17 protein-coding genes and 1 pseudogene are annotated in these 17296 nt (G+C 57.7%); 14 read left to right on the top strand and 4 right to left on the bottom strand.

Features of this window, described 5'->3' with window-relative positions:
- Positions 1-38 precede the first annotated feature (38 nt).
- From M1L36_RS14450 to M1L36_RS14435, 4 genes are all read left to right on the top strand, one after another.
- Entirely contained in the window at positions 39-1589 is a 1551-nt protein-coding gene (locus M1L36_RS14450; RefSeq protein WP_250874431.1) for a hypothetical protein, read from the top strand.
- Positions 1590-2794: 1205 nt separating this feature from the next.
- Positions 2795-3886 carry a DUF7972 family membrane protein gene (locus M1L36_RS14445; RefSeq protein WP_465262092.1) on the top strand — a complete coding sequence of 364 codons (1092 nt, stop codon included), beginning with the start codon at positions 2795-2797 and terminating at the stop codon, positions 3884-3886.
- Positions 3887-3999: 113 nt separating this feature from the next.
- A complete protein-coding gene (locus tag M1L36_RS14440; protein ID WP_369694250.1) occupies positions 4000-4869 on the top strand; it encodes a formate/nitrite transporter family protein in 870 nt (289 codons plus the stop codon).
- 45 nt (positions 4870-4914) lie between these two features.
- Entirely contained in the window at positions 4915-6210 is a 1296-nt protein-coding gene (locus M1L36_RS14435; RefSeq protein ID WP_250874428.1) for a TIGR00341 family protein, read from the top strand.
- Positions 6211-6300: 90 nt separating this feature from the next.
- On the opposite strand, the gene M1L36_RS14430 is transcribed toward M1L36_RS14435, so the two are convergent.
- Positions 6301-6816: an HPP family protein gene (locus M1L36_RS14430; protein ID WP_250874427.1), complete on the bottom strand. Its 516-nt coding sequence runs from the start codon at positions 6814-6816 to the stop codon at positions 6301-6303.
- Between the two features lie 104 nt (positions 6817-6920).
- Positions 6921-7349, bottom strand: a complete 429-nt coding sequence (locus M1L36_RS14425) for a universal stress protein (protein WP_250874426.1) — start codon at positions 7347-7349, stop codon at positions 6921-6923.
- Between the two features lie 319 nt (positions 7350-7668).
- Between M1L36_RS14425 and M1L36_RS14420 the strand changes: the two genes are divergently transcribed.
- The 7 genes and pseudogenes from M1L36_RS14420 (at position 7669) to M1L36_RS14400 (ending at position 11747) form a co-directional block, all read left to right on the top strand.
- Entirely contained in the window at positions 7669-8475 is an 807-nt protein-coding gene (locus tag M1L36_RS14420; RefSeq protein ID WP_250874425.1) for a helix-turn-helix transcriptional regulator, read from the top strand.
- A 240-nt stretch (positions 8476-8715) separates the two neighbouring features.
- Positions 8716-8889, top strand: coding sequence for a DUF1059 domain-containing protein (locus M1L36_RS21670; protein ID WP_369694249.1), 174 nt, complete (start codon positions 8716-8718; stop codon positions 8887-8889).
- 182 nt (positions 8890-9071) lie between these two features.
- A complete protein-coding gene (locus tag M1L36_RS21665) occupies positions 9072-9497 on the top strand; it encodes an OsmC family protein (protein ID WP_369694260.1) in 426 nt (141 codons plus the stop codon).
- Between the two features lie 14 nt (positions 9498-9511).
- Positions 9512-10279, top strand: coding sequence for a methyltransferase domain-containing protein (locus tag M1L36_RS14410; protein WP_250874423.1), 768 nt, complete (start codon positions 9512-9514; stop codon positions 10277-10279).
- Positions 10280-10284: 5 nt separating this feature from the next.
- Entirely contained in the window at positions 10285-10761 is a 477-nt protein-coding gene (locus tag M1L36_RS14405) for a hypothetical protein (protein ID WP_250874422.1), read from the top strand.
- A pseudogene (locus M1L36_RS21660) lies at positions 10754-10918 on the top strand (transcription initiation factor IIB family protein); the annotation flags it as partial. The gene M1L36_RS14405 and the pseudogene M1L36_RS21660, both read left to right, overlap by 8 nt.
- A 172-nt stretch (positions 10919-11090) precedes the next feature.
- Positions 11091-11747: a trimeric intracellular cation channel family protein gene (locus tag M1L36_RS14400; RefSeq protein WP_369694248.1), complete on the top strand. Its 657-nt coding sequence runs from the start codon at positions 11091-11093 to the stop codon at positions 11745-11747.
- Between the two features lie 111 nt (positions 11748-11858).
- On the opposite strand, the gene M1L36_RS14395 is transcribed toward M1L36_RS14400, so the two are convergent.
- A complete protein-coding gene (locus M1L36_RS14395; RefSeq protein WP_250874421.1) occupies positions 11859-12212 on the bottom strand; it encodes a winged helix-turn-helix transcriptional regulator in 354 nt (117 codons plus the stop codon).
- A gap of 122 nt (positions 12213-12334) precedes the next feature.
- On the opposite strand from M1L36_RS14395, the gene M1L36_RS14390 reads away from it, so the two are divergent.
- Together M1L36_RS14390 and M1L36_RS14385 are read left to right on the top strand one after the other, a co-directional pair.
- Positions 12335-12487 carry a hypothetical protein gene (locus M1L36_RS14390; RefSeq protein WP_250874420.1) on the top strand — a complete coding sequence of 51 codons (153 nt, stop codon included), beginning with the start codon at positions 12335-12337 and terminating at the stop codon, positions 12485-12487.
- A gap of 10 nt (positions 12488-12497) precedes the next feature.
- On the top strand, positions 12498-13346 hold the full coding sequence (locus M1L36_RS14385) for a VOC family protein (protein WP_250874497.1): 849 nt from the start codon (positions 12498-12500) through the stop codon (positions 13344-13346).
- A gap of 71 nt (positions 13347-13417) precedes the next feature.
- On the opposite strand, the gene M1L36_RS14380 is transcribed toward M1L36_RS14385, so the two are convergent.
- On the bottom strand, positions 13418-14251 hold the full coding sequence (locus M1L36_RS14380; RefSeq protein WP_250874419.1) for a bile acid:sodium symporter family protein: 834 nt from the start codon (positions 14249-14251) through the stop codon (positions 13418-13420).
- Positions 14252-15270: 1019 nt separating this feature from the next.
- On the opposite strand from M1L36_RS14380, the gene M1L36_RS14375 reads away from it, so the two are divergent.
- Complete coding sequence (locus tag M1L36_RS14375; protein ID WP_250874418.1) at positions 15271-16356, top strand: DUF7972 family membrane protein; 1086 nt, start codon at positions 15271-15273, stop codon at positions 16354-16356.
- Positions 16357-17296: the final 940 nt, after the last annotated feature.

Here is a 17296-nt window from a genome sequence, read left to right as displayed (position 1 = left end):
TCACCCGGAGACGGTTTCTCACAGCAGGTGGGGTCGCAATGGGAACCGCCACCCTTGGCGCTCAGTCAGTAGCTGCTAGTCCGCAGTCTCAGTACTCGGTGGACCCCCCGGAGGTTCCAGGTCCGACCGAACTCGACCACCTCGAGGCACGCGATGTTCGAGCGATTGACCAGCGCTGGAGCGCCCGCTCCGACACGCAGGTTGTAAACGGGGTCTCTGACCTCGAACTTGATACGACTGGGCAGCAGGCAGTGGACGCACAACTGCAGGCCGCTGCCGACCGTGGCGAAGTCGTCGAACTTCCGCCGGGAGACTACCGCCTCGGTGCGCCCGTCACGACCGAAAGCGACGGATGGGGGATTCGTGGCCTCGGTGATTCCCCCCGAGCTGTCCGACTTCACGGTACTGGCAGGATGCTCCTTGTCGACCAGAACGGCGGGCAGGACGTCCGCTTCGAGAACTTCACGATGGTCAACGGCGACGGCCGTGGCGTCGGCATGAGCCTTACCGTCGATCGGGGACTCACCGTCCGAAACGTCCATCACGTCGGCCTCTCGCCACGGGAGGGAGTCTCCGGTGACATGGAGGAGTTCAACCATCAGGAGTGCTCGTTGACACTGCAGGTGCGCGACCCACAGGGCGTCGGCGTCGTCGACGGCTTTGTCAAGACATCTCCCACAGAGGTGTCCGGTCACGCCGAGAACGACTCGGCGTTCGCCTCCTGGGCACAGCATCGCGGGCTGGTGTACGTTCGGAACTCGCGAGTGCACAACGCGGGGGGCGACGGTGCGACTTACGTCTCGCGCACACCCGGTGGCTGGCGGTTCACGAACTGCGTGTTCGTCGATAACCACGCGACTGCACTCCGACTCGGTGGGGGGCGGTCGTGGGCCCGTCGCTGTACGATCCAGTGTAACTACGAGCGCAGCCGACGCGTCAACGACCTGCTCGGAGGTGGGAAAGCACCAGGGATGAACCCAATTGTGTGGGAGTCAGCGAGCGCGGTAGTACCCGGAGGTCGGAACGAAGCCGGCGGACTCGTTGACGGCTGTCGAATCGAGATGCTCGATATCGAAAACGGCTGTCGGGGCGGAATCACCGTCGATGGCTCACACGGTGGCATCGTCGTTCGGAACACGACGATCAGGAATGACACCCGATACACGAGCATCACCGTCGACGCCCCGGGGAGTAGCTTCATGAACGACTTCGAGACCCCGAATCGCCCACACCCAGCCTACCTCCAAAACGTCACGCTCACCGGTGAGGGGAGTGGCGAAGCAATCGTCGCCAATCGGCAAGTGGTAGGATCGAATCTCACGGTGTCGATGCCCAATGCCAAGGGCAGCGGCTCCGTGGAGGTCAGTGGTAACCAACCCCCTCCCTTCGCAACTGCGTTGCTCGCGAAGCAAAATGGCGTCCCTGCACCAGCGCAGGTCATTGGGGCCACTGGGACGGTGAGTGGAGTCGGGACCCCCGCGTTCGGGGCCGGAGTTGCAGTCCTCTCTGTCATCGCAATGGCCGTCCTACTTCTAGTCGCTCTCGTCGCCGTCGCGCCGCTGGTGGTGTTCGATTACTTTCTCGATTGAGTCGGACCAAGCACTCCTATCTGGTGTTCTATCGAGTCCCGGTAGTGGTGAACACAATAAGTGGGTTCACCCCAGCTTTCCTCAAATTTGCTCCAATCACTCAGGGATATCAACTAGTCAATGTTTTTACTATAACAGCAAATTTACAATATTTGCGGGAGGTTTGATTGTTGCAGGGTTTGTCAGAGGTACCTGCATCGTCCCACCTGTCCCTCGTTAAAATCGCTCTACGTAGCCGCTGCAACAAGTACGACCAATGGGACCACCCCTGTTAGACTCTCGGCACGCATCTACCAGCTGAGTCGCGCCGAATCGGTTTGAGACAAGTCGTGCATCGTTTACCGGTTTTGTTAGACAGAGAGGGGTGGATGTGATATGGAGGCCGTGGAATAGCGACGTATATCAACTATTGTGCTCATTTGGTCGAACGAGAAATAGTTCTCCATATTCACCTACCTTCAGAGAAGGATCTTTCGCATAACACAACCGCAACCGATCACCACATCATCTAGGTGCGACTTACTCAGGGAGTTACCAAACGATCTCACCGGCACAGGAAAGCATCCTCACTACGTCGGAGGGCTACCTCGCGGGAAACGAACTTATCCCACCCGCTGGACTAAGATATAGCTAAAAATGGAGAAACCACGAATAGCGGTTGACCTGCCGCTAGAGCCGATATTTGAACTGGGAACTCCCCCGACGGTCACCGTCGAATCACTTGTCGCGGTTGAGGTCTGAACACATGAGTAAGACTTCTCGGCAGCAGGTGTTTCTCGCCGTATTGGTGGTTGTCAGTATGGTATTCGGAGGGTGTCTTACACTGAACCCTTCCATTACAGTGAACACGGCGGATTCAAGCGTGTTTGAAGATATTTCGGTGGACGAGCCGTGGTCCAGTCAACGGGTCCGAGCGAGCGCCACGCTCGCGTCCAGTCCGGAGGCAGCGAACACCACTCAACTCACCGTAATCAGTGTCGATGGAAGTGTCTTCTCAACCGTGAACGTCTCACCCGGACAGACGAGCGTCACCTTGACGCTGCCAGCGAACGCGGACGCAACAATCGTTGCCAGCGATACCGCTAACGGGACCACGATTGAAACACTCAACGTTACTACCGATGGCGACAGGATACCCTGAATAATGGCTAACGACGAACCCCAATCTTTCACAGATCTAGACTACGTGAACGGAGTGCTCGGCGATGAGTAACACAGAAACATCGACTGATTCTAAGAGTGTCACACGACCGGCCGACACGATGCGCGAGCGGGTTGGAGAGAGTCGGCTGAAGATCTGGTTCCTGATCACCGCGAACCGTCTGTTCGTCACCACGGTGTTCCTCCTTTTGGCGTACATCCCGCTCTTATTGTTACAGGTGTTCGGTCCCAGTTCGATACGGAGGCTCGTCACGACGGCCGCAACAACGTCGCTTTTTGGCTCGGTCGTAATCGCGCTCGTCACGAGTATCACACTCGTTCTGTCGATTGCTCAGTTCGTCCTCTCACAGGAGATCGGTCCGCTTGGCGAACAGCGAGAGCGAATGTCGAATGAAACCGAGTTCCGTGAGCAAGTCGAGGACACTGCAGGGATAGACGTCGCACCGGCCGAACCCTCCCGATTTCTCCGAACGCTCATCGAAGCGGCCGACGAGCGCACGAGGGCGCTTAGGGACACCGTCACCGAGGGACCGAACGCTGACGAACTGAAGGAAATCGAGAGCTTCACCGACGGCCTCATCGAACACAGCCAGGTCGTGAGCGACGACCTGACCGACACGGACTTCGGGTCGTTCGGTGTGTTGCTCCCTGTCCTCAACTACAACTACTCGTGGAAGATATACGCAGCGCGCAACCTCAAGGCGAAGTATGCCGAGTCGCTCTCTTCGGATGCAAAGCAGTCGTTCGACGAGTTGATCGAGGCACTCCGATTTTTCGGGCCAGCGCGCGAGCACTTCAAGACGCTCTACGTCCAGTGGGAGATTATCAACATTTCGCGGGGGGTACTCTACGGCGCGATGCCGTCGTTGGCGATAGCCGCCTACGTGATGCTCACATTCGATGCCTCACAACTGTTCGGGACACAGCTATTCGGTATCGATGTCGCATTTCTCGTCATCAGTGGGCTGTACGTGCTCACCCTCGCCCCATTCGCAGTGGTACTCGCCTACATCCTTCGAGTGCTCACAATGATGAAGCGCACGCTCGCAATCGGCCCGTTCGTCCTCCGGGAGACAGAGTACTTCGAATCGGCACGCTACGAAGAGTTGGCCGATCTCCAGGGTGAGTCAGAGTAAGTCCATGGCTCGAGGCCAATTTCCAACCCCAAACCAATGGTCGAGAGGCCGAATTAGGGCTGAAATGACCGTTCCGGCTGTTCGAACAACAACTGGTCGACAGACCAGGGAGGATGTCTGACGTGACCGAGGAATCGGATACCTCTGAGGGTGAGAGTACCCCTGAACCGACGCTCGCCGCCCGGCAGATACTTGGCCGAGAACTCGAAAACGCACTCAAACAGATTAGACGACCTGCGGATGGACTGTTTCTCTCAGCACTCGCAGCTGGTCTCAACGTGAGCTTCGGCGCGCTGCTCATGGCAATGGTGCTCACTTTCTCCGGGGGATTCGAATCGTCGCTCGTTCAGCGGTTCGTGTTGGCGAACGTTTCTACCATAGGATTCGTCATCGTCATCATCGGACAGACGGAACTGTTCACTGCCCACACGACCCTCGGAGTACTCCCGGTCATCGACCGGCGGGCATCCCTTCGGGATCTCGGTCGACTCTGGGGAATCGTGTACATCGGTAACCTGCTCGGCTGTGCAGTGTTCGCCGGATTGATCGCCGTCGCCGGACCACCCCTCGACATCGCAACGCCAGAGGCCGTCGATACCCTCGCCAGCGCGTTGATTCCTCTCTCGTGGTGGGAGATCCTCATGAGCGCTACCATCGCGGGCTGGCTGATGGGCCTTACAACGTGGCTCGTGGCGGCCGGCCGTGACACAGTCGGCCAGGTACTACTGATCTGGATGATTACCGGCGTAATCGGGTTTGGTCCGTTTCATCACGCTTTGCTCGGTACCACCGAAGTACTCTCGGCGTTGTTCCTCGGTACGGGCGTCACCGTCGGAGGGTTCGGCCGCTTCCTGCTCTGGACGACAATCGGCAACGCCGTAGGCGGGACGGTCTTCGTAGCGTTGATCAATTACGGACAGGCAATCGAGGCTGGCGATCCCGGGGAGGTCGACGTCGACCCCGAAACCCTCGGTGACTCCTGAGCCGTATCTGCAGACTTATCTGGCCCTCCACCGTCGACCACTTGGATGCGCCTGATACAGGTTCGCGTTACCGACGAGTCCCGAGAGAGTGTGCTTGACGTCCTCGATAACGCAAACGCGGACTACGTCATTGCCGACGAGGCGGCGGGCAATGACGCTTCAATCGTGTACTTTCCAACGCCTGCTGGTGCGGTCAAAGAGATGCTTGACGACCTCTCCGATGCGGGCCTCGCCGACGATGCATTCACTATTGTCACCGAGATTGAAACCGCGACTACGCCCCATTTCGACGAGCTGGAAGGCCGCTACACGCAAGGGCCCGAAGATGAAATCGGCCTCTCGCATGCCGAACTCCGAACGAAAGCTCAAGAGCTTACCCCTGAGACGCCGATGTTCGTGGTGTTCGCCGCACTGAGTGCAATTCTCGCGACAGCGGGTCTCCTGCTCGACTCTGCCATCGTAATCGTCGGTGCGATGGTGGTCGCACCGTTCGCCGGGTCCTCGTTGTCGGCAAGTGTCGGTATCGTAAGTGGCAACGTGCAGTCGGTGGCCACGAGTGTTCGCTCACAGCTCCTCGGACTCGCAGTCGCTATGATCAGTGCTACCTTTGCGGCTGCCGTTTTTCGGTGGGGGTTTCTTGTTCCACCGTCGCTCGCAATCAGTGAAATCGGACAGGTCGCCGCCTTCACGACGCCGACGATTCCTACGCTCACTATCGCGGTCGTCGCTGGAGCCGCGGGGGCACTCGCTCTCTCAACCGACCTTCCAGTAGCGATTGCCGGTGTCGCCGTCGCTGCGGCGGTCGTTCCGGCCGCCGCCGCAGTAGGAATCGGACTCGTCTGGGTTGAACCACTGTCGGCCCTTGGTGGACTCGCGTTACTCCTCGTCAACGTCGTGTTCATCAATATCAGCGCCCTCGTCTCGCTTTTCGGCTTCGGCTACCGTCCCTCGAACCTCGGTGGATTTTCGGAGACTCTCTCACTCTCGCCGCAGACAATCATCTCTGCCCTTGCGACTGTCGCGCTCGTCGCACTCGTCGTTGCGGTGCTTTTCAGCACCTACCAGTTCTTCCTGTTCGGTCAGACGGTCAACCGGAACGTCAACGACGTTCTCACGGAACCACAGTACTCTGATCTCGAACTCGTAGGAGTCCAAACCGACTATAGTGGCGCGGCCCTGTTCGGTCAAGAGGGATCTGTTACTGTGGTCGTGAGTCGACCAGCGTCGGCAGAGTACCCACAACTCCCCGAAGCGCTCCGCCAACGAATCGCCGCAGGAACCGACCGGTCAGTCACGGTCCACGTGCGGGTCGTCGAGAATCGGCGGGCAACACCAGAATAAGCAAGATGCGATACGGATAGACACAACATCAAAGACGAATCATAATCAGTCGAGAACGAACGCGGTCTGTTCGACGACTGTCAAAGAGGGTCAGAAGTTGTTGGTGACAATCGTCTTGAGTCGCGCTGTCAACTCGGGGCCAAGGACGATTGCCGTCTGCACCCCCACCAGTAGCGCTACTGCGACAATGATTACGATTCCCTCGATTAATCCAGAGAGCAGCCCCAGTGAGACGATTAACGTCGTCGCACACGCTGGAGGGTGACGGACCTGTAACGAGAGCATTCCGACGACAGTCAGTACGATAGCGACCACACTGCTGACGACGAGGCGTGCGCTGGCGAGCGAAAACGGAACCGTCTCTTGGGTTGCTACGAGACCTGCTCCGAACATGTGGTAGGCGGCCAGTCCTGCAACCACCCCAATGATGTGGCTACCGAGTACACGCCGGGGGTTGCTCGCTTCGCTCTCGGGGAACATCGCGAGGACGAACGCCGAGGGACCGAGGCTAGGAAACAGTGCTGGAAGGCCACTTGCCCACGCGAACGCCCCGACTACGGTAACGAGAAGCCCCGTGTGAAGACTCGTCCCGAGTCGGTCGTCCATACTTCTCTTCGCCAACGCGTGGCCATAACCCCGACGATACTGTCTACCGGCGGCCGTGTACCGGAACCCCAGTCGTTTCGTGGTCGGCGACGGGCGCTCTGCTATTACCTGACGACCGTAACGGGAATCGACGAGTTACCCACCACGGATTCGGCCACACTCCCGAGCAGCACCCGTGAAACACCGGAGCGACCCTGACTCCCCATCACGATTCCGTCGAACTCGCCCTCTTCGGCGAACGCAACGATTGCCTCCGCGGGTTGTCCCTCGACAACCCTCGTCGAAAGAGTCACCTCAGCCTCCGCGGCCAAATCGCGGATGACTTCAAACGTACCGTCGGCATTGGTTCCCTCCGTATCACGCCAGTCGGAAGCGTGACCGGGGTCGTCGGTCTGTCCACCGTAGCCTGCCTCAACGGGGTCGACCACGTGAAGTGCCGTGACGTCGGGGTTCGGGAACATCTCGACTACGTAACTGAATGCGTGTCGCGCTCGATCGGAGCCATCAGTCGGTACGACGAACCGTCGATTCATACGGTGGACTCTCTGATTCGGTCCGGTTAAGCATGCAGGTCACGGTCAAGGAGAAGCCAACAGATGAAGGGTTCCAACGCCACACCCGGTGATTCCTTCCGCACGCCCCAGATTCGCGTGTTCAATCGCAATCCCGAACATCCCGCCGACGACGGTCTTGTCGATATCGAGGATTTCATCCACAATTGCGTTCGAAGACCGGGACGAGCCTTCGATATAACCCATTTCAAGGATGGAACGGCCAGTAGTTGTCGAATCCCGGAGAGTAAGTTGGGTGGAGATGGTGAATGGTTATTAGCGATTCGTGTGTACGTGTCACATGGTATCGACCACGGGATCACCAATCGACGACATCGGGTTCCTCGCACGGTCAGAACACCGTGCCCCGACGCTTGTCGCGCTAACGGTTCGTCCCCGTAGCCGATCCGAGCTCTGGGAGATGACCGGCGTTTCATCGTCGACGATTCGACGGACGCTAAGCGAGTTCGAAGACCGTAACTGGATTCGCCGGACCGAGTACCAGTACGAGGCGACACCGCTGGGTGCGTATATCGCGTCCGCCATTGCGGAGTTGATCGAGCGGGTCGAAATCGAGCCGACGGTCCGCGACGTCTGGCAGTGGCTCCCGGACGAGGAAAGCGGGTTCACGATCAAGATGTGCGCCGATGCGGTCGTCACGGTCGCCGAAGCGGAAAGCCCGTACGGCCCCGTCAACCGGTTTCTCACACTTATCGAGGACACCGACCGATTCCGGTTCGTTGGGTCCGATATCGCGCTCCTTGAGCCGTGTCGAGACGAGTTCTGTCAGCGCGTTATCGACGGCATGGAGACGGAGATCATTGACCCACCAAACGTCGCCACGTATATCCGCTCGACGTACCCGGACTTGTCTGCGGAGACCCTGGCGAGCGGTAATCTCACCGTCTGGTTGCACGACGATCTCCCGTCGTATGGAATCGGAATCTTCGATCACCGGGTCGCAATCTGCGGCCACGACCCCGATAGCGTCACGGTCCGCGTGTTGCTCGACACCGACTCGGAGGACGCTCGTGAGTGGGCTGAGTCACAGTACGAGTTCTACCGCCGCAAGACGCCCACCGTCCCACTCGAAACCGTCGTGGAGTGACGAGACAGCCGTATCGAAGGCGATCGACCATACCCAGTCGGTGCCACACTATCGCTACATCACTGCCCACCTATGAGACTCCTTTTCCGGCCGATGACGGCGAGCACCGTCTGCACAGGCGTCACTCGGTGCAGGATCGTCACAACGTGGGCACATCGGCAGCGAGCGTGGGTGTGCCACAAGTTAGCTACCTAACCTTCGACATCGTACTGTTTCTCGCCGGAAGGCAACTGAACTACCATGGGACAAGCACATAAACTCGATTGCGAATCGGCAGCAGCCGATTGCCGGTTCATCATCCAGTCCGAAAACGAAGACGAAGCGGTCGAACTGGCCAGGAACCACATGAAAGAGGTGCACGGGACAGACTACACGGACGACGAACTCCGATCCGAACACCTGCAGGTCGTGTAACGATGGCGGCTAACCAGCAGGAATTCCACGGGGTAAACATCGACACGCTCGAAGGGTTTGCCGAGTACGTAGCCGACAATCCCGACGAGGTACAGCTCGGGCTCGGTGCCCGGTAGACTTACGAAGGGACGTGCGCGCACAGCCTCGCAACGGTAGACAGCTACACGCTCGGCGGCGAGACAATCGCACGCGAGACCCGAGAGTACACGATTCCGTACGGCGCGTGGAAGGAAGTCCTGGACGCGGGTGGTTGGGTCGGCGGAACCGACCGACTGGAACCGATCGAAGCAGCGCTCTCCGCGCTCGCCTCGTGTATCAACGTCGGCATCACCATCAACGCTGTCGCGAGCGGCGTCGACATCGAGTACCTCCAGACTCGCGTCCGAACCGAGTTCGACCCAAGAGTCCTCTTCAGCCTCAAGGACCTCGGAGAAGCAGATGCCGTCTTCGAGAACCTGACCGTCGAAGTCGAAGTCGAGAGCCCGGACCTCGATAAGGACCAGGTCGACGAGTGGGCGCGGCGAGCACCAGTGTATACGCTCGTCTCGCTCGACCAGGACGTCCAGCTCACGGTGAACACCCCGGCCGAGGTGGCGGCCGACGATTAATCGAGGTGAGGGATATGCAAGAATCACTCGACGTCGACCGCCTCGAACGGGCCGTCAAGAGCGTCTATCGAGACGTCGCAGAGGAGCCGACCCAGGAATATCACTTCGAGATGGGGCGAGACTTGGCTAAACGGCTTGGCTACCGGGACCAAGATCTAGACACGATTCCCCAGGAAGCACTAGAGTCCTTCGCCGGCGTCGGATACCACTTCGACCTCGCCGCTCTCGACGAGGGGGACGATGTCCTCGACCTCGGCAGCGGGTCGGGCACGGACGTGTTCGTCGCGGCGATACACGTCGGCGAAACCGGGAGCGTGACCGGGTTGGACATGACCGACGAACAGCTCGCGAAGGCCAGGCAGTTACGCGACGAGGCGGGGATGGAGAATGTCTCCTTCGAACGAGGATACATCGAGAATCTTCCGTTCGAGGACGGGACGTTCGATGTCGTCCTCTCGAATGGGGTCATCAATCTCTCGCCTGACAAGGAACAGGTGTTCACGGAGGCAACTCGCGTCCTCACCACTGGGGGACGACTCGCCATCTCGGATATCATCAGCGAGAAACTGATGCCCGAGAGCATCAAGACCAACGAGGACCTCTGGGCGGCCTGTATCGGCGGTGCCGAACAGGTCGACCGCTACACGACGCTCATCGAAGCGACCGGATTCGAGGTGGGTGATGTCCGGGACAACACCCAGTACGAGTTCGTCTCGGAGCAAGCGGCGAACGCCTGCCAGAAGTACGGCGTGAAGAGCATCTCGCTCGGCGCCCACATGTGATCAATATGGCACCCGAACAAACCATCACAGACGAACGGCAAGAACAGGCCGACCTCGAGGCATCGCTCCGGAACGGGTCCCTGCTAATGGCGCTCGCAGGTGTCGCGTTCATCGGCTACGGAGTCGTCTTCCTCGTGTTGAATTTCGTGGGGAGCGGGTTCGAACTCGGGGTCAGCACGCTCGACGGAATGACGAAGGCCGACCTGAATCCGACGGTGGCGTACTACATCAGTCACCTGCACGTCGCGACCGCCGTGTTCATCATCTCGACGGGAATCGCGGTTACGGCCCTGTCGTGGTATGGCGTGCGCCAGCGACTCCGGTGGGCGTGGGCGACCGCAGTCGAACGAACGGGTGCACCACTCACCGTGGTACTCCACGACCAGGATATGCCAACCTGGACGAGTCGCAAAACCGATGCGAACGGTAACGAACGCTCCGGCCAGAAGCGGCGTCAAGTGCCTCGAATACGCCGCAAGTAGTCTCGTCAAGCCATCAGGGTTCGCGACCGCGTGTCTCTACACGGTGGGTCGCGAAGAGGGTCGGTGGTTGACGCAGACGGAAGTCGCGGAAGTAGCCACCGTCGCCACACCTACCATCCGATCTCAGCAAGACGTACTGCGCGAGTTGGCCACTTGATATCATCGTACTCAAAGAATTTTGTCAGTTTTGGGGCGCGGGCCTGACGTGATCAGTCGACAATAGAGTAGTCCTGTCGTCGCAAAGCCCTCCTGTAATGTGTAACGTGGTATCGAGGCGGGAGATACCGGAGGCGAAGCGCTCATCAGACACGTTATCCTGTTTTAAACTAGTGACTCAGGAGTTCGTCGACGCACTGTTCGTAGATCCATTCGCCGTAATGAACACGATTGGACTCGTCGCGTTTGCGCTCGTCGGCGCCACCAAGGCAATCCGCGAGGAGTTCGACATGTTCGGTGTCACCGTGGTCGGCCTCGCCACGGCATTCGCGGGCGGGATGACTCGTGACCTCCTCGTCAATCGAGTTCCGCTCGCACTCAGCTCACCCATCGAGATTGGCCTTGGCTTGTTCGGTGTCGGACTAGCGGTTGGGGTGAGTGTTATCCTCGAGTCGGCCGACACGCATCCACTGACACTATTCTTTGATGCAATCGGGCTCGCTGCGTTCACTACGACTGGTGCCATCGTTGCGACACAGGCCGATATCCCTGCCTTCGGCGTCGTCGCGGTCGCGACGATCAATGCCGTCGGCGGGGGTGCCGTCGCGGACATCCTACTAGATCGCTCTCCGTTTATCCTGCTCAACGACTTCTACGCTAGCTGTGCGGTCCTAGGTGGCAGTACCTACTGGGTAGTCGTCACTGTCGGGGGATCGAACGGAACCGCTGCAGCGGTGTGTGCGATAATAGTCGTTGGATCACGAATTGCGGCACTGATCTACGGCTGGTCGCTCCCAACAGCACAGGTACTGGGATTGACACGCGAATAAGAGAGGCGATGGCCACGGAGGGGAAGACAGGTAGCACCTGAGTCTTACGGCGGTTGAGTCAACCCGAGTGGGTCGATTATCATCGACGGGCTATCGTGGAGTGCTCATGTCTCACAGCCAGTCCTCGCCCCAGGCGTCGAGCGACTCGAACACGGGACAGAGGGCATCCCCCTTCTCGGTCAATGTGTAGTAACTCGCAACCGGTGATTCGAACTCCTTGCGGTTGTTGATGAATCCCTGCTCCTCCAGGTCATTGAGCACACGCGAGAGTGTGTAGGAACTCGCTCCCGTCGAGCGCTTGAGTTCGTTGAATCGCTTTTCGCCGTCACGCAGGTCGTTGAGGACGATGAGCTTCCACTTCGCCCCCATCTCCTCGACAGCCCCAACGACGTTGCAGACGTCCGCATTCCGTTGTTCGACCTCGGTGTCGTCGTTAGTATCAGCCGATGGTGGTTGGGTCGCCATTACTTGGTCACACTATTATTGCCTGAGTTATATATTGGTTTGGCATCAAACTAAGTAATGTAATGGAAGTACAGAACTCGACAGTACTCGTAACCGGTTCGTCCGGCAATATGGGCCCGTACATGACGGACGACTTATGGACGGTCGAGGACCCCGAACAGCGCCAATCCGAGATGACGGACTTCCTGAAGAACGCGACACTCTTTGGCGCAGCGCTCGTACTCGTCGCGTTCTGTGGAACCGCCTGGCCCTACGCGCTCAACATCGGTCTCTAAGATGACCACCATGCCCACACCATCGAATACAGACACGCTCCCGCAGGGGACACGTATCGGTCGAACTGCACTCCGCATCAACGACCTCGACGAACTAACCGAGTTCTATCGGGACGTTGTTGGCCTCAGTGTGCTCAACGAATCCGAGACCCGGTCGGTGCTCGGTGTTGCTGACACCCCACTGCTCGTCTTGGAGGGCGATACAGACGCACCCTTGAGGCATCGCTCAGGCGCCGGACTCTACCACACGGCCTTCAGAGTGCCTTCGCGAGCGGCGCTCGGGGACGCGCTGGCTCGGATACGGGACCACTGGCAGCTTAGCGGCGCATCCGACCACTGGGTGAGCGAGGCGCTGTACCTCACTGACCCGGAAGGGAATGGAATCGAGATCTATCGCGACTTCCCACGTGACGACTGGCCCCACAGTGACGACGGTCGCGTTCGGATCAGCACGGAGCCACTCGATCTCGAGGCTATCGAAGCCGCGGCCACAGGTGACGCCCAGGCACCTCCTAGAACGGATATCGGACACATCCATCTCGAGGTCTCGTCGCTGAACACGTTCAGGGACGTCTACATTGACACCCTCGGGTTCGAGATGCAAACGACCGTGCCCGCCGCGTCCTTCGTGTCCGCCGGTGGCTATCACCATCACATCGGGGCGAACACGTGGCATCATCGGACAAACCCAGTGAGCGGGCGTGGGCTGTCGTGGTTCGAGGTAGTTGTCCCTGACCAAAATGCGCTCACCGCTGTGCAATCGCGACTGGAAAGCAGTGCGATTCCAGTGACCGAGACGGAAAGCGGTCTCACCATCCACGACCCCGACGAGATCGAGGTCCGAATTCGGGTCGAATAATCCGCTCTGTAGTCCGGATAGACACCACACTACATCGGTATCCTGCTGGTAGTCGCAGTCAGCAGGGCGGATTAGCGCCACAGGCCCGCGAGGATTCCGGCACCGACAACACTGACGAACGAAAACCCGAGTACGACCGCGAGCACGTTGGGGTTCGAAAACCCGGCGGTAGCGATGAACAGCGCGATCGCAGCGTTTCGAGCGGCCGTCGTCGTCGCCAACACTTCCCGTTGGGTCCGGATTGGGCCCCCGAAGACATACCCCAGCGCTAACGATATCACGACAGCGGCTGCCGAGAGTCCAAGCAATCCCGTTCCGACGAGTGACCACAGCTCACCGTGATACACGACCAGCAGCAGAACGATCAAACCAATGAATGAGACATCCGATAGTCGCTGAATCGGCGTATGCAGACGGTCACCGAGCGACGTGTACACGGCCGAGAGCACCAGCCCCGCCAGGAGCGGAACGAGCTGAATCCGCAGCACCATCCGTCCAATTGCGACGGGGTCAACGGCGACATCGCCAGGGGCGAGCACTACCAGCGAAACGGGGATGGTTACAACCGACAGGAGACAGAGAATCGCCATTAGGCCGCTTGCGAACGCGATATCGCTATCCGAGACTTCGGCAAACTTCGGGCCGAACGGCGCACCGGGAGAGACAGCAAGCAACAGGAACCCGGTCGCATACGCCGGCCCGACTGAGACCGTTCGAACGAGGAGGTACGCGATCAACGGTACGGCCACGAGATTCACTCCGAGGGATTTAGTCAGCAGGTGCCGGTCTCGAAGCGCGTTGAGGAGCTGCGTAACGGAGAGCTTCAGCCCCATCGAGAACATCGTCGAAAGGACGAAGACTATCGTAACGGACCCGACGATTGCGTCACCAGATATTGCCTCCATCTTGGAGATACCCTGTATTCGGACGCAGCGCATTTGGTTGCTGTCGTATCGGAAGGATGAGGCTGCTGCCACCAGCGGTAGGCATCCCTTCACCAGGTGATATCGAACATATAAAGAGGGCCATTTTCATCAGATTTCCGAGTAGCCTCACGGGGAAGCATATCAGCTACTGTGACTCATTGCGGTCGGTCATTCATTCGTCGATGGCAACAAGCGGACAGTGCTTATGTCGATTCGGATTTTCTACGTGCTGAAAGGCCGCCGCTTTAACTACGATCAGGAGATCAAGGCGACCCTGAAGGCATTCGCCACAGATCAGGGCAGTGTCGACGATATGCTTGGACAACGGCCGCCGATAATAGTTCTAATGACAAAAATCGAGCTACGGATAGGATGAGCCAGTGACAGTGATGTTGTAGGTGTCGACAACGGATCCGTTGATTGTGTTGACTGCGATGATTTGAGCAGAACCCCCAGATGGAAGTGGCATCGAAACGCTGGTTTGACCACTATCAACGGTAGTTGAGTAGAACGAGCTTCCACTACTCGTGATGACATTGAGCCGTGAGACGCCCATTTCTGTCGTCGCGTTTGGGCTTAGCGTGATGGATGCGTGAATTGATGAGGTCCCCCACTCGTTACTGGTCGTCACGTTCTTGAAAACATTAGAACCATTAGATGATGATTCAATAGCTGGGTTGACAGTGACACAGCCAGCTGAGATGACCAGTAGCGTCGTGAGAACGACACCACCAAGTCGCCGCTTTTTCTTCATCCACTAGCGGTTCTCCTGACGACCTTATCACTCCTCTGCCAGCCAGCTATACTTCTCTGGGGTTGGATTTCTTCTCTATTAGCAGACAGGGGTGCCGGGCAAACACCGAAGTACGAGACAAGCGACCAGATGAACAGACCAATTGTGAAAGCAATCACTCTGTACTTGAACGAACCTTCGATTGATTGCAGTAGTGGCCACTGGCTAATTCACCGAGTAGGGCAAGTGGTGGAACAGGGGTGCAATGAGTAGCGATTCATCGACTAGCGACTCATCGACAATCGACACCCGTGAAGAGGACCCGAACCTCGACCAGTCGGACGTCGAGGACATCGGCACCGCGAACACGATGCGTGAGCGGAGCGGCGAGACGCGGATCAAAACGTGGCTCGTCCTCGACGGAAGCCGGCTTCTCATCACGGCGATGCTTGGGATGTTGATCTTCGGCGTCTTCGTATTCGGTGGTATGTTCTACTATCAGTACTATCTCACCGATGCCCAGACCGCAGACACGGTCGAAACCGTCTTTTCGACGATGATCAGTGCTATCATCACGGGCGTCACGCTGACACTGACGATCTCCCAAATCATCATCTCTCAGGAAAACGGTCCACTCGGTGACCAACGAACTCGGATGAGCAACACGATGGACTTTCGCGAGTACACACGTGAGATTATCGGCTCGCCAACACCTGCAGATCCCTCTGCGTTTTTGCGAGCTCTTATTCTGGAGACAAAAGCCTACGCCGAGGACCTGCGCAAGTCCGTTGAAGATAGTGACAGTGACGAACTCCGTGGTGAGGTTGATGAATTCACTAACAGTCTCATCGGGAATGCAAACGCTGCTGGAGACAAGCTTGAGGGGCGGAAGTTTGGCTCATATACCGTACTTTCAGCGGCACTGGACTTCAACTATGGGTGGAAGATTTTTCAAGTCGAACGAATCGCGAATGACCACCAAGAAGTGATTAGTCGAGAAACGAAGGACATACTCGAAGAATTAAAAACCGCTCTCTCGATGTACGGCCCCGCCAGAGAGCACATCAAGACACTCTATTTCGAGTGGGAGTTGATTAGTCTCTCACAGAACATCCTCTATCTCTCGGTTCCAGCACTGGTCACTGCAGGATTCGTCACGACGTACTTGGGAGGAAGTTCACTTTCTGGTGTCGTCCTCGGAGTGCCCGTACTGATCTGGGTGACCGCAGCAGCGTTCGCGATAACGTCGCTCCCATTTTTGCTGCTCATCTCGTATATTGCACGTATCGCGACTATCGCCAAGCGGACCTTGGCAATTGGCCCGTTCATTTTGCGCGATTCCCAACGATAATTTGATGCATCTTTGATTAGCAGTGGATGGAATTTCCGACTCCATCGGATTCGAACAGCTAGTAGAAGGTACAGAAGCCCGGGGTTAGGGACTTTTTGAGTAGGCTTTCAATCAACTGGTGCGGATTATCTGACGAGATAGGTGTGATATTGAACCGCATCCACCTCGCGAATGAATAAATTACTATATCCAACATCTCTCGTTGTTGTGTTCAATTCAGGGTTTAACTAACCGGGTTTCATTTATATCTTGGTTTTTCAATTGTGATGATGTATACTGTTTCGACGGTTCAAAATTAGGCTACCGGTCAACCCCCATTTGATACTCTACCACTATAGTAAAGACACTGCACTCCTGACCACCCCCCTGTCCCCTGACGCCACAGGGTGGTCGGCACAGGTGGTGACACTGGTCGCCTTGGCCTCAACCGACTGCATTCGTGCGCTGTCAGGGGGCCCGACACGTCCTTGAGCATCTGGCCAGTTTCTACATTGTGAGCCAGTACTGTGAGCACTCCTTCATCCCATAAGGGTGATTCGAGAGGGCCGGAAAGTACTGAATCGCTGCACTACGAGGAACGATACCGCCGATACCGGCTACTTCGAGTCCCCGCTACGTAAACCAAGACCTCATTGGTACAGTCTGTGGAATACGATGTGACACCCCATCGGTGAAGGAATGTCAGAGGCCCTCTCGAGGGGTGGTCATCGTCAGGAACAGGCCGTCGGAGAACAGGGGACTCCCCCACGAACCCACCTTTCGTCCGTTCTACCGACCATGTTCCCGGTTCGTGATGGAATGTAGGACACTTATTTGTATCGCCGACTGTTCGCCCGGTCTGTCAGTCATCAATTAGATATGATAGCCATTGGGCTTTACCTGCTGAGTGGTCGCGTCGAACGATCAGACTCAAAGGTAAGAAGCGCCGATTAGCACGCTC

Source organism: Halomarina rubra, from assembly GCF_023699475.1.
GTDB classification, from domain to species: domain Archaea; phylum Halobacteriota; class Halobacteria; order Halobacteriales; family Haloarculaceae; genus Halomarina; species Halomarina rubra.
This window is presented reverse-complemented; position numbering and strand designations above follow the sequence as displayed.

Coding starts and splice junctions, on each gene's coding strand:
- M1L36_RS14450 (WP_250874431.1), top strand. CDS start 39: ATGGGAACCGCCACCCTTGGCGCTCAGTCAGTAGCTGCTAGTCCGCAG.
- M1L36_RS14445 (WP_465262092.1), top strand. CDS start 2,795: ATGAGTAACACAGAAACATCGACTGATTCTAAGAGTGTCACACGACCG.
- M1L36_RS14440 (WP_369694250.1), top strand. CDS start 4,000: ATGTCTGACGTGACCGAGGAATCGGATACCTCTGAGGGTGAGAGTACC.
- M1L36_RS14435 (WP_250874428.1), top strand. CDS start 4,915: ATGCGCCTGATACAGGTTCGCGTTACCGACGAGTCCCGAGAGAGTGTG.
- M1L36_RS14430 (WP_250874427.1), bottom strand. CDS start 6,816: ATGGACGACCGACTCGGGACGAGTCTTCACACGGGGCTTCTCGTTACC.
- M1L36_RS14425 (WP_250874426.1), bottom strand. CDS start 7,349: ATGAATCGACGGTTCGTCGTACCGACTGATGGCTCCGATCGAGCGCGA.
- M1L36_RS14420 (WP_250874425.1), top strand. CDS start 7,669: ATGGTATCGACCACGGGATCACCAATCGACGACATCGGGTTCCTCGCA.
- M1L36_RS21670 (WP_369694249.1), top strand. CDS start 8,716: ATGGGACAAGCACATAAACTCGATTGCGAATCGGCAGCAGCCGATTGC.
- M1L36_RS14410 (WP_250874423.1), top strand. CDS start 9,512: ATGCAAGAATCACTCGACGTCGACCGCCTCGAACGGGCCGTCAAGAGC.
- M1L36_RS14405 (WP_250874422.1), top strand. CDS start 10,285: ATGGCACCCGAACAAACCATCACAGACGAACGGCAAGAACAGGCCGAC.
- M1L36_RS14395 (WP_250874421.1), bottom strand. CDS start 12,212: ATGGCGACCCAACCACCATCGGCTGATACTAACGACGACACCGAGGTC.
- M1L36_RS14390 (WP_250874420.1), top strand. CDS start 12,335: ATGACGGACGACTTATGGACGGTCGAGGACCCCGAACAGCGCCAATCC.
- M1L36_RS14385 (WP_250874497.1), top strand. CDS start 12,498: ATGCCCACACCATCGAATACAGACACGCTCCCGCAGGGGACACGTATC.
- M1L36_RS14380 (WP_250874419.1), bottom strand. CDS start 14,251: ATGGAGGCAATATCTGGTGACGCAATCGTCGGGTCCGTTACGATAGTC.
- M1L36_RS14375 (WP_250874418.1), top strand. CDS start 15,271: ATGAGTAGCGATTCATCGACTAGCGACTCATCGACAATCGACACCCGT.